The 12,008-nt window shown below is 45.6% G+C and carries 13 protein-coding genes; 6 read left to right on the forward strand and 7 right to left on the reverse strand.

The annotated features are described in order from the left end of the window. The first annotated feature begins 1 nt into the window (after position 1). From AT710_02835 to AT710_02845, 3 genes are all read left to right on the forward strand, one after another. Positions 2–1,516, forward strand: coding sequence for a hypothetical protein (locus AT710_02835; GenBank protein KUO92578.1), 1,515 nt, complete (start codon positions 2–4; stop codon positions 1,514–1,516). Between the two features lie 165 nt (positions 1,517–1,681). Next, complete coding sequence (locus tag AT710_02840; GenBank protein KUO92579.1) at positions 1,682–2,038, forward strand: hypothetical protein; 357 nt, start codon at positions 1,682–1,684, stop codon at positions 2,036–2,038. Beyond that, positions 2,039–2,629, forward strand: a complete 591-nt coding sequence (locus tag AT710_02845) for a hypothetical protein (protein KUO92580.1) — start codon at positions 2,039–2,041, stop codon at positions 2,627–2,629. It begins immediately after the preceding gene. Here the strand turns inward: AT710_02845 and AT710_02850 are convergent. From AT710_02850 to AT710_02860, 3 genes are all read right to left on the reverse strand, one after another. Beyond that, complete coding sequence (locus AT710_02850; GenBank protein ID KUO92581.1) at positions 2,623–3,159, reverse strand: RNA-binding protein; 537 nt, start codon at positions 3,157–3,159, stop codon at positions 2,623–2,625. The two genes, AT710_02845 and AT710_02850, sit on opposite strands and share 7 nt — an antisense overlap. A gap of 241 nt (positions 3,160–3,400) precedes the next feature. Further along, positions 3,401–3,688, reverse strand: a complete 288-nt coding sequence (locus tag AT710_02855; GenBank protein ID KUO92582.1) for a DNA-binding protein — start codon at positions 3,686–3,688, stop codon at positions 3,401–3,403. 59 nt (positions 3,689–3,747) lie between these two features. Further along, positions 3,748–4,785: a hypothetical protein gene (locus tag AT710_02860; protein KUO92583.1), complete on the reverse strand. Its 1,038-nt coding sequence runs from the start codon at positions 4,783–4,785 to the stop codon at positions 3,748–3,750. A 127-nt stretch (positions 4,786–4,912) separates the two neighbouring features. Here AT710_02860 and AT710_02865 point away from each other — a divergent pair, with 127 nt between their 5' ends. The 3 genes from AT710_02865 (at position 4,913) to AT710_02875 (ending at position 8,820) form a co-directional block, all read left to right on the forward strand. Then, positions 4,913–5,440: a hypothetical protein gene (locus AT710_02865; GenBank protein KUO92584.1), complete on the forward strand. Its 528-nt coding sequence runs from the start codon at positions 4,913–4,915 to the stop codon at positions 5,438–5,440. A 184-nt stretch (positions 5,441–5,624) separates the two neighbouring features. After that, positions 5,625–7,097 carry a sugar ABC transporter substrate-binding protein gene (locus AT710_02870; GenBank protein KUO92585.1) on the forward strand — a complete coding sequence of 491 codons (1,473 nt, stop codon included), beginning with the start codon at positions 5,625–5,627 and terminating at the stop codon, positions 7,095–7,097. A gap of 52 nt (positions 7,098–7,149) precedes the next feature. Further along, a complete protein-coding gene (locus AT710_02875; protein KUO92586.1) occupies positions 7,150–8,820 on the forward strand; it encodes an ABC transporter permease in 1,671 nt (556 codons plus the stop codon). A 52-nt stretch (positions 8,821–8,872) separates the two neighbouring features. Here AT710_02875 and AT710_02880 read toward each other — a convergent pair whose 3' ends face one another. The 4 genes from AT710_02880 to AT710_02895 form a co-directional block, all read right to left on the reverse strand. Beyond that, complete coding sequence (locus AT710_02880) at positions 8,873–9,706, reverse strand: hypothetical protein (GenBank protein KUO92587.1); 834 nt, start codon at positions 9,704–9,706, stop codon at positions 8,873–8,875. Positions 9,707–9,760: 54 nt separating this feature from the next. Then, positions 9,761–10,288: a hypothetical protein gene (locus AT710_02885; protein KUO92588.1), complete on the reverse strand. Its 528-nt coding sequence runs from the start codon at positions 10,286–10,288 to the stop codon at positions 9,761–9,763. A 241-nt stretch (positions 10,289–10,529) separates the two neighbouring features. Next, positions 10,530–11,633 (reverse strand): hypothetical protein, encoded by a 1,104-nt coding sequence (locus AT710_02890; protein ID KUO92589.1) that lies wholly within the window; start codon positions 11,631–11,633, stop codon positions 10,530–10,532. A gap of 71 nt (positions 11,634–11,704) precedes the next feature. Next, entirely contained in the window at positions 11,705–12,004 is a 300-nt protein-coding gene (locus tag AT710_02895) for a hypothetical protein (protein ID KUO92590.1), read from the reverse strand. Between the last annotated feature and the right edge of the window lie 4 nt (positions 12,005–12,008).

A 12,008-nucleotide genomic window follows, 5' to 3' on the forward strand; every position in this document is an offset into this window, starting at 1 on the left:
AATGGATGCTGGAATAATTTCAAAGATCATTAAAGTATCGCTTAAGGAACGATACACTAGGGGCGGATTGCTGCTAGTTATTCTAGTGATGGGTTTCTCTATGTTCTTCCTCTCCCTATCCTACCTAGTTGGCCTTAGCCATTTACGGGGAGTCAACATGGAATTACCGAGCGAGTACGTCCTTTACATATCCTTATTCCTCGTGTTTTACTTATTTCCATCCATCTCCATGTTCAGCAAAGCGGAGGCTGACTTCGTCTTGACGGCGCCCATAGATCCAATTGATATAATGATCGCCAAGATAACGGTTGCCGCGATAACCGATGTATCCATAATACTTGTAATGACTTACTGGTATCCAATGGTGGAGGCGATAGCTGGCCAAGTCTATGCATTGGCGGAGTACTTGGTGGAGGCAATAGCCATGGGACTAATACTATCCATTGCCTCCCTCCTCCTTGGGTTACGGGGTGGACGCACAATGATGATAACTCTCATCATGTATGCGCTTTATGCCGCGGTGACTAGTTTAATTTATCCACAGCTAAACATTGTTTATATGATCATGAAGCCCAATCCCTATTACTTGGCCTTAATCCTCGTTATCCTCCTCTTCACCGCTGCGTTGCTGAAGAGATCCATGAAGAGCATTTATGTTAATATATATAGCTTATCCATTAATAATGCATTTAGAGGCATGCGGAAGCGAAGCGAGGGGAAGCCATTCTCCTCATCAATAGGCTTCGCCGGCTTAGGTCCTCTGGGCGCCATGCTTAAATCATCATTATTATCTGCATCACTCCAACTTAGGNTGAGTGCAGGCGCCTCATCCACATATAGGCTGCAGAGAGTTAATGCATTAATGCTTGGCTTACCCATATCCGCTGTTTCAGCAATTACCTATACAATCATGGTGATGTACTTAGGCTATGCGCAATTGCATAATGGATTCATTTTATGGTTCCCCGAGTTCTATATTGGAATATTTGCATTCTCCATAGCTCTCTCAGGACTAAGTGGGGAGCGGCTTTGGCTGTCATGCATGGCAATGAATTGCACTAGTTACTTTAGGCTAAGGATGATGAGTAGATCTATCGTGGGCTTAATACTGGCTTCCCCCTGGGCAGCTGCGTACCTAGCCATATATCTAGTCACTGGTTCCTCCCTTGCCTTGCTCTTAATGGTATCCATGGTATCCATGATGCCCGCGATAGCGGCGATTTCACTCATAATAGGGCCATGGATCGGCATAAGACAGAATAGATTCATTGGATTAGAGGAGTATGTTCCTCGAGTCAACGTGCTCGGCTTCTTGATAGGCATAGTTGCCATGTTGGTGGCCGGGGCCTACTTGATTCCACCCCTAATCTATATAGCAAGCCCCAGCTTGGGAATAATTGCAATCATGGCCTCCATAACGCTCCTAGTTATATCCATGGCGATTCCTCGACTAATGAGCGGAAGAGCAATAATGCGGAGATTCCTCGATAAATTAATAGCGGAGGGATTCATTTAATCCCTCATTCCTATAAGAGACGATGACGCCGCATCCAGTTGAGGAAACCAGCCTTAGGGTGGAGCGGCATTTTAACGATAAGTTGATTAGGGTCCTCATGATTAGCAGTACGTGGATTCAGCTAAATTATTTGGATTGCTTGTATTTGCTTTATTTCTAGCAGTAATGCTTTGGGTAAGCCATCCTTCCCTGGGCCTTAATCAATTAACGTCATTAACGAGCGGCGGAGTATCAATTGAACCTCATATACTTGTTTATAGCAATAAATCGATTGGAAAAACCATTAATTTAACCATTATTAATTCATATGACTTCAACATAACAATTTATGATGCACGGGGCAATTACTTTAGGCTGGCTAGGCCCGTGGTCGTGATGCCGGGTTCCTCATCGGTTGTAATTAATGTAATAAATGGGGCGGGGGCCTATCAATGCATGATTGGGCCTGGATGCAATATTACCTTAATTATGGGTTTCCTGGGGGTAAATATAACCGAGACCACGGTGCTTAAGCTAGGGTGATTGGGGGTGAGGCATCCATTAACGCTTTTGTATTATATTGATTCAATTATCATAATCGCCATCTCCTTATTGATTCCTCCCCATTACTGGTGGGTCTACGGCATCAGCGATCTAGCGGTGATCAAGGATTCACCGTTCTATTTATATATAACGCTCCTCGGCAAACCCCTCATCATATCGAGCCTCATCACCATAATTCTAATTGGCTTCGGTCTATACGTAATAACGGTGCTGCTCATCTACTCATATATGCTGGTGAAGAGGGGCGAGGCAAGGAATTACTCCACCATGTTTTGGCTACCGATACTATATGTGCTGGACCCAGTAATAGTGTACCTAGTCCTAGCAATAGTAATGCCGCACCTAGTTCCATTATTGGGCAATAGTTCCCTGGGAACTCGATTATCGTCATTATCATCCTATCCACTCGTCATAATAGGACAAGAACAATACTCCATAAGTATTGGAGGAGGCGAGGAGATGACCTTAATAATATATAGTGAACCAAGCATGTTATATTGGTTATCCCTCACTGCGCCACTGCTTTACTTGGCGTCCTTAATAGAGAGGAGGCGAGCTTCTCATCAGTAATACTCTGGTTGCCACTCGAATCCGCTCTTTAATAGGCTGAATACATCATCATTGGTTAGAATAGATATTCCTGTCTCGCTTGGGAATACCTCTATATTAATTATCTTATTGGGCGAATCCAGGTTAACTTTTCTACCAACCTTAGGCGCTATTGCATCTATTATATGGGCCCGCCTAATGTCTACGCCACGCTTCCTGACCTCTATCTTGAATGACTCGTTCTCTCCTATATTAAGCGATGCCAATTCAAGGGCGGCATCCCTTATCTTATCTATCTCAGTATCAACAACCACCTGCACTGGAACCACTTTAAGCGTGAATTTGGGTAAGTACTTATTATTATTGATGAGGCTCTTAATGCCCCTAACGTAATTAAAGGGATCCCCGCTGACTAGAGCAGTCAATAAGCCATCAAAGCCGGTGAATTGAACCCTAACATCTATCCCCAATAAATCACCTATCTTCTTTAACTCATTCATGCAGTAACCCTCAGTTCTCCTTCCGGTGGATACAACTAAGTTAAACATCAATATTCAATCCATGCCTTATTTTTAAATGTGAGGCATATGTGGCAAACCAAGAAGCACAAAATTACTGAATCTAACCTAGAATCAATTCCTCAAGAAATTAAGGAGAATCGTCAAGTATCAATATTTTCGGGGATTCTTGAGGAGAAACCGTACTTTTCCTAATAAGGAGCATCAACCTAGAGAGGATCATGGAAGGCAAAACAAACGCTGTATGGCCTTTTATCTTTATTTTTTATTTCCCTTACTGCTTCTTCTCGAGGACTATCTCTATTGCAGCGACATTCCTGTCTTTCCCGCCTTGTCCCTGAACCCTATCACTGGATATCCTTGTCTCCTTTATATCGACTTGCCCCTGGAGGAACCTGTCCCTCACCATTATTGCGGCGGAGACCGCCCTGGCAATTGCTCCGCCCCTAGCCTTCAGGGTAACCCTCTTGCTGCCCTGGTTGAACTGCATTACCGTAGCTATTACGTAGTTAGTGGTTGGTTTCTTTCCAACCAATATTGTAGCTTCCTGTGTAGACGCCATATGCTATCCACTCTCTCCTACTTATTACCCTTTTAAAGCATTGCGTCGCTAAGTACTGTTCACCGATCCTTAAAGCCCCTAATAACTATCAAGCCATCGCCCCTCTCTATTAACATGCTGCCCGGCGGATTAATTATGGGGCTCCCGCCACGATTAATACCTATTAATATATAATTCAGGGAGGACTTTAACCTCGTCATGGCCTCTAAAAACGAGACCCCAACGAAGTCGCTAGACGATATGGTGATTACCTCTCCATGATTGCTCGGCATCAATAATTCCATTACTGCATCGATGATGCCGCCATATATGGCTTCCCTCGCAATAGCCATTGTGGATAATGATCCGCTCGATATGACCGCGTTGGCACCGGCTCGCTTCACATGACTTACATTACTCTCATCCAAGACCTCCGATATTATGTATGCGCCTGGATTTAATTGCTTAATTATCATTGTGATCAATGTGACTTTAGCATCGGAGGAGGCGGGATCCTTGAAGTCAAGGGGCACCACTATTATGGTGCGGGCACTATCGGCGCCAGCCCTAATTAGGTCTTGCTCAATAAATGGATTGCCTCTTATATAGATAACANCTCCAGGAAGAGGCGGCTTTTCCTGATTGGAGATAAGTACTATATCTAGGAAATTACCGGTTTGATCCATGGCGGCCTTGATTGAGTATATTAATTTGGGCACCCTCTCATTCCACCCAACTATCAATAAGTGATTCTTACGGGAGAATGCGCCGAGACCGGAGGCATGCATCATGGTGCTGTTCATAATCGCGCTGGCTATTGATGCAGTTAGGATGCTTATTATGGATATGCCAAGGGGCATTATAATCATGTCCACCACTCTCCCCATGGTAGTCGCCGGCACTATGTCGCCGTACCCCACCGTGGTTATTGTCTCCATTATGAACCAAAGCGCATCGAAGTAATTCTTAATGCCAAGATTATGCCCGTGCTCCACTAAATATATGATCAAGGCACCTATGAATAATACTGCGAGAAATAGCATTATGGAATATAGAATTATGCTTCTCGTACGCGCCTTAATGATTCTAAGCAGCTTCTTGAGAGTTATCGGTATCATTAGCGTACAAAACAAAAAGTCTCCTTAAGCATTTCTTCGCAGATCCTCATTAATTATTGATGGCCTTGAAAATGATTTTCTGGTTGATAATTAAAAATTTAATAAATAGAGGCGCAACATTAAACCCATGAATGATAGAGACCATATGAACCTAGCCCTCCTCGTAAGCATTGTTGCCGCGGCATTAATAGCGATCGCATTATTCTCAATTTACTTTGTGGGGGTGTACGGCATATTTCATTGGCCCTACATAATCCTATTAATAGGTTTGTTAATATTAGGGTTTCCGGCCTACTATGGCTACTCAAGAGCTGTTGCCCACGCTGGAAAATTCATAAGATACGCGACTCCCCTTGCATTCATATTTGCATTTATCGGCATAATAATGGGTTCAATGCATGATTTCCTAGGCATAATAATGCTCTTCCTTGCCTACATAATAGAGGAGGCAACGGGTCTCTTATTAAGGTTGGACTTCAGGGAGATAAGTAATTCCTGGACAAATATATTCATAACGGGGATGACCATATTCGTGGCATCCATACTATTGGTGCTCATATCGACGAAGTTAGTGATAGTGCCCATTATTGGCGATGTCGTGAAGGGCATAGGCATTTATGGACTATATCGCAAATTCAATAGCGATAATACATGAATCCCACTAGCGGTGACTCGATTTAATCCATTCATGCGACACCCATTGAGGCTCCGCGATAAATGGAAATATTCCCTTTCCCCACCGGCAGCTTAGATCTATTACCATAATATACCTATAAATATATAGTATACGTTTTATACTGAAATTAAGAATTTAAACCGGATATACACGGGCGTTAAACATGAGAGGAGTAAATCGTACGTTAATGGCCGTAGTAGCGGCGGTGGTTATAATAGCCATCGCCATAGGCATATATTACATGATGACCTCGACCACTCACGTAACTACCGTATCACCCACTACGAGCGCATCCTCGACTACATCCCCAGTCGCATCTTCATCCCAGAACATAACATTAACCATAATTACCTTCTCTGGGCAATCGGCGCAATTCATTCAATACGCCGGCAATGAGTTCCATAAGCTTCACCCCAACATATATGTAAAAGTGATTCAAGAACCATTCAGCAATTATATAACTGTCGAATTAACAGCAATGGAGGCACACTCCAGTCAATACGATATACTGGGCTTTACGTCAACATCAGCGCTAAGGGTTGCGCCTTATCTGGTTAATTTAGCACCGTATCTAAGCATGTTCAATATGAGCGATTTAATATCGCCTCAAGAAAACTTCGGCGGCATCTATTACAATACCACCACCGGCCAAGAGGAGTATATAGGCATAGTCTATGAAACCGCGGTTTACTTATTAGCGTATAATGCGACTTTATTTAATAACTCGGCTCTGGCGAATCAATTCTATAGCGAGTACGGCGTCGAGTTTAATCCACAAACATGGCAAAACTGGACCACTGTTCTAGATGTCGATAAATTCCTCGTTAGCAATGGAATAACCAAGATGGGCATATTAATAGATGATCACGCGGCGCACGGCATAATAGATGCCTACCCAGCGGTTTATGGATGGTTCTATGCAAGGAACTCAACATTGAATCAAGGCAATATAGGTGGACTCCCGAACTTCAACATAATGTTCACAGGTAAACCAGCGCCGGGATGCTCTTATCCGTTGCCATCATTCAACTCAACCAGCGGATTACAGGCTCTAGAGGTATATAAGCAATTGGTTTCCTACGAGCCATCGCCCAACGTGACCGTGGTTGAGTATGATAATTTACCTAACCTATATGAGTCTGGAGCCCCTGGTGCATTCCTATTCAGCACTCAATTATCGTACCTATCCCCATCCGTCTATAATGAGACTCTGGTTGCCCCGCTTCCAGGCGGCTACGCCGAGACAGGCACTGACTTCCTGGGGATCAGCAAGTACTCTCTTCACCAGCAGGCAGCCGCCGAGTTCCTGGCCTTCCTAGTATCGCCTCAAATGCAGGAGGAGGCTTACCTCCTGTACCATAAGTTCCCAGTATCTAAGACAGCCATAGCGGCGCTCCTATCTAATAGCAGTATATCCATTCATGATAGGTTGATAATAGGAGGCATATATAAGGCAGCATTAAATGCATGGGCTAATCCACCGAATATACCAATAACATACACGGAGCTGATACCTCAATTCAATTCGCAAGTATATAATTACTTAATGGGAACCGAGAGCGCGCAGGCAGCTCTGCAGCAAGCAGCCCAATCATGGGCAAACGACTTAGTGCAGACATACGGGGCCTGCCGCTGATTCAAAAGCCATAATAAAACATTAAAACATTATTTTTTCCGGTGTCCTCACAATGAAGAGTTACTGGCTATGGCCGTACATCATTTACATAGTGGGGTTTGGTTTAGTGCCGATGTTGGCAACATTCTACCTAGTTGGGGTTGATTTAAAGACGGCTCTGCGGGGCCTTCCCCTCGACGTATTTAATCAAGCATTGACTAATACTATTATATTCTCATTATCAGTAGCGGTGTTCGCAGTCCTCATGGCGTTAATCCTAGCGGTGAGAGTGGATAGTTTACCCGATAAGTGGCAAACTCCCCTTTCACTCCTAATATTGTTGCCGTTCACAATACCATTCACCGCCTCCACCCTGGTCTGGAGAACGGTGTTCGACGCTAGGTACGGCTTAGCATATTACGTGTTTTCACTGTTTAGGCTGAGCCCCATAGATATGATAACTGTTCCTCAATTATCGATTTGGGGGGTAGTGATTGTGGGCATATGGAGCTCCATCTCCTTCGCGTACTTGATAATATTGTCGGGTTTTAAGTCGGTTAATAAGGAATTGAGGGAGATATCAATGGTGGATGGAGCCACGCTATCCCAATACTACTCCCAAATAGTGATTCCCTACTCATTCAAGAGCATTTTAACGGCGTTCCTCATAACTCTGGTTCTCTCCATAGGAAACTTCGATACGCCCTTCATATTAACCCAGGGAGGACCTGGTTACTCATCCACCACTCTCCCGCTCCTCGTTTACCTAATGATGTTCTTCATGGGCAACTTCTCCGGGGGAGAAGTGCTGGCCGCGGTGCTGACCCTAATGGCAACTATACCCGCTATACTTCTACTACTGGTTCTACGGGGAGAGAGGAGTTGGGTGAAGCTGCCGAGCATTAAGGTGCCGGATAAGGTTTTTCACGGGGCTCTTTGGGTGGTTTCAGCTATCATACTGATTTTCCTAATTGCGCCGGTCTATTGGATGTTCCTGATAGCGTTTAGGCCTGATTCCCTAGACTTCAGGTCGCCTCCCCTGCTTTACCCAACGCATGTCACGCTTAATTACTTCATGGAGGCGCTGGGGCAATCGATTCCGTATATAGTGACCAGCATAGCGGTGGGGCTAGTCGCCGCAAGCATATCCACGGTTCTCGCCGGCGCAGCGTCGTACATAATGGCTAAGCGTCGATCATATGGAACACTGCTTCTCTCTATCTATCTATACTCGCTTCCGGCCACTAGCTTCATTTTTCCATTATTCATATTTGCATCGAATGCCGGCCTAATTAATACTTGGTGGATACTCATGATGGCGACTCCCATCTTCACCATAACCATGGTGGCTTGGACCATGTTCAACATATATCAAGATGTGCCGGAGGTCTATGAGGAGATAGCTCAAATAGAGGGCGCATCATCGACTTACATATTATTCCGACTAATAATGCCCATAACTATGGGGAGTTGGGCAGCATCCTTCATATTATCATTCATCTTTAACTGGCACCTACTGTTTTACCCACTCGTGTTGACGGAGACTCCTTGGCAATTCAATTTCCCACCAACAGGAGCCCAGACAGTCACCATATTCGCCGCATTAGCGATAGGAAATCAAGTAGTGGAGTGGGGCCTCCTCGCCTCAGCGGCCTTAATAGTGGCCCTGCCAGTCATGGTGCTCAGCTACATAGTCATGGGCAGATTACTACGAGGATTCAGCTTCGGCGGAGTCAAGGGTTAAAGGGGCTTATTACTCCTCCGGCCCTAAGGAGCGGGGCTTGTCGTCCATGAGGTCATTGGGACTTCAGCTTTCTCAGAATAATGTTACCCATAGCCTTAACATTGGGATTAATGGAGTCAATTAATGCATGTGCAGCCAGAAATAAGGCGCCGTTCTCGGCATAAAACCTGGCTTCACTCCATGGATCCCCCGAGGAAAGCGTTCCCCATAGCGACTTATCTAGATCCGGTCCCCTTAATTCCAAATCAAACCGCCGCCGCATCAATATATCGCCGGAAGCTAAATCATCTCCCGCCTCCCTGGGAACGATGTCTTCCCTACTATTCACATTANTTAATTGACGCGCCACACCTCTCCTAGACGCATTAAGCAGCGAGACAACGGGTAATGCCCTATATATATCGGTTACCTTACTTCGACCCCATCTACGCATCAAGTCAATCAATTTAATGCCAGGGGGAACCTTAATGGCCATAACGGCCTCCAAGGCCCCATTAGGCAATATGAATGTGGCTACATCGGAATCCTTCACTGCATCCAGTAAATGCATCAATGCATTGCCAGTTATGTAGGGCATATCATTAGGCAGAATCAATGCCACATCGCCCCCACATGCCCTAAGGCCGGCCGCTATGCCGCCCAAGGGTCCCCGAGGCTCCTCATCCATCACGAACCTAGCCCTCAAAAAATTGCCGTAAATGGATGCCTTGACCCAATCATTAATCGCGATCACCACATCATTGGAGACCGCCACCGCCGCCTCATATGCTCTACTGATCATTGGCTTACCATCAATTAAGTAAAGCGCCTTATCTAGATATGGCTCCCCAGGCACCTGGAATCGCCTAGATAATCCACCGCTCAATATTATGGAGCAGGTCTGCACCGCCTAATTCCCTTATAGTGAAATAAAAATTGTTTCGCAAAATGCCGGCAGTGGTTAGGCATGCAGGCATGAATTGATTATTGCCTCAACTTGGGCAGCCGCATCGCCATTTAAGTAACTAAGCATTGATTTAACTGCCTTAGAGTAGTAAGTAATCAATGATTCAACATCCTCCCCCTGCTCCCTGTATCGACATGCCCGGAGAAGGGTGGCTAATTTATCGCTGATCATAACTACACGAGCCTCCCCACTAATACCCTCTGAGTACTCCTGGAATTCCTTGCCTAATCCTAATTCATTAGCTACGCCCTGCTCTAATTCACGCCAATAATCCATATCCATCTCCCTCACCTCCCTAACGACGTCGCCTAACTTGTGCTCCGCAACATCGTGAATCAAGGCAAGTAGCGCGGCCTTTCCNGCGTCTAGGCCGGAGGCCTTAGCTAGGTTAATAGCTATGTAAGCAGTGAGGAGCGCGTGGCTGCATACGGTTTCAGGATCAGAAATACCCCTATTCACCCAACCTATCCTGGGCAGGCGGCATAATGCATCTATTACTCTAGGCAACTCCTCCAGCTCCACTTAACTGGGCTTGGATGATTTATTTAAAACATTAATGCCGGTCTCCTTCTGACCTCCTCCCCGCCTTGAGGGCGAGGGTTCCCCGAGGTCTAGAGGGTTACGCCCCATTATGGGCGCTACTCGGTTGCCGGCCTCTCGGATCCTCCTCCCGGTATTGCGGGAGAAGTCGGCTCCCGCCCCCCATTCTCTAAAAATTGACCAGGGGAGGACATTAAAGGGAAATAGTCCTCCTTTTTAAGCTTTACCCAGCCCCTGGAAGGAGCGAGGTTTGTTGTTCGTTTTTATCAAATACCTTTATCTTACTGGATAAAGCAGTGACGAATACCTTCTCATCTCTAGGAATGGGAGCGGAAGCTGAAATCCTTAACGTGTTTCCCCCAATGTCAACCACTATGGTGAATTTTCCCCCCGCATACTCGCTTATCTTGACGATGCCCCATCCTAGGGGAGTCTCACCGGATGCAATTGACTCGTCTTTTCTAATATTCATGTCCTCCGGTCGCACGCCTAGAACCGCTGCCTTAATATCTATGGGGAAAGGCAGCTTAATCAATAGGTCCCCGGCCTTGAATGCGCCATCTTGAACTATTCCATCTATTAGATTTATCTCCCCAACCAAGTTAGCTATTGATAAATTGGCTGGCTTATCATATAGATCCATCGGGACCCCTATTTGATTTATCTTGCCGTTAAATATAACGCCAGCCCTATCGGCTAGGCTTAACATATCGGCTGGATCATGGCTAACCAATATCGATGTTATGCCAAACTTCTTATGAATATCCTTAACCAATGCACGCGCGGTTGCGCGCAGCCTTGCATCCAGATTACTGAATGGCTCATCCAACAGGAGGACCTTAGGCTCCTTAACCAATGCACGCGCCAGCGCCACCCTCTGCTGCTGGCCGCCCGATAGTTGCCTTGGGTACCTATCCAGTACCTTATCTATCTCGAGCATTTTTGCTACTTCCATTACCTTTTGATTAATGGTTTCCCGAGGCACCTTCTTTATCTTGAGGGGGAAGGCTATGTTATCGAAGGCCTTCATGTGAGGATAAAGAGCCCAATTCTGGAATACCATGCCGACGTCTCGCTTATTGGGGGGGATGAATATTTTCTTGGAGGCTGATGCCACTAATTTATCTCCTATCCATACATCTCCATCCGTGGGCTCCTCCAGGCCGGCTATCAATCTAAGCGTGGTAGTTTTACCGCCGCCGCTGGGACCCAGCACCACAAAGAATTCCTCGGACTTTATTTCCAGAGTTATGTGATCCAACGCAACAACGGTCTTCTTGCCCTTCCCAAAAATCTTAGTCACATTATCCAGTAATACCTTAACCACGCGCTGCTCGCTCCTCTCTATTAATAAAGCTTATCTTAAAACGCTTATAATCATTACACAAATTAAACCCTTCAGTGATGGCTCTGACCTCCTCCCCGCCTTGAGGGCGAGGGCTCCCCGAGGTCTAGAGGGTTACGCCCCATTATTGGCGCTACTCTGTTGTGATCCACGATAAAGGAGAGAGGCTTCCTCACTCTTGAAACTACTATACCTGTAGCCTTCTTCAATATGTTTAATGCGCCATTCAAGTCGGAATGAAGCTTATGCCCCAAGGGGCAATTAACTACTCCCCTCGGCCCCCTCACAACCTCAACACCATGATAAGCACAGATACGTGAAGTATTATACTCAATGACCTCAAACACCCTCATACCG

The organism is Thermocladium sp. ECH_B (genome assembly GCA_001516585.1).
Classification (GTDB): Archaea; Thermoproteota; Thermoprotei; order Thermoproteales; family Thermocladiaceae; genus Thermocladium.

What these genes read in the sequence shown, in the direction of transcription:
- AT710_02895 (KUO92590.1), bottom strand. Translation starts at nt 12,004, where the DNA reads ATGAGGGTGTTTGAGGTCATTGAGTATAATACTTCACGTATCTGTGCT.
- AT710_02865 (KUO92584.1), top strand. Translation starts at nt 4,913, where the DNA reads ATGAATGATAGAGACCATATGAACCTAGCCCTCCTCGTAAGCATTGTT.
- AT710_02855 (KUO92582.1), bottom strand. Translation starts at nt 3,688, where the DNA reads ATGGCGTCTACACAGGAAGCTACAATATTGGTTGGAAAGAAACCAACC.
- AT710_02870 (KUO92585.1), top strand. Translation starts at nt 5,625, where the DNA reads ATGAGAGGAGTAAATCGTACGTTAATGGCCGTAGTAGCGGCGGTGGTT.
- AT710_02875 (KUO92586.1), top strand. Translation starts at nt 7,150, where the DNA reads ATGAAGAGTTACTGGCTATGGCCGTACATCATTTACATAGTGGGGTTT.
- AT710_02840 (KUO92579.1), top strand. Translation starts at nt 1,682, where the DNA reads ATGCTTTGGGTAAGCCATCCTTCCCTGGGCCTTAATCAATTAACGTCA.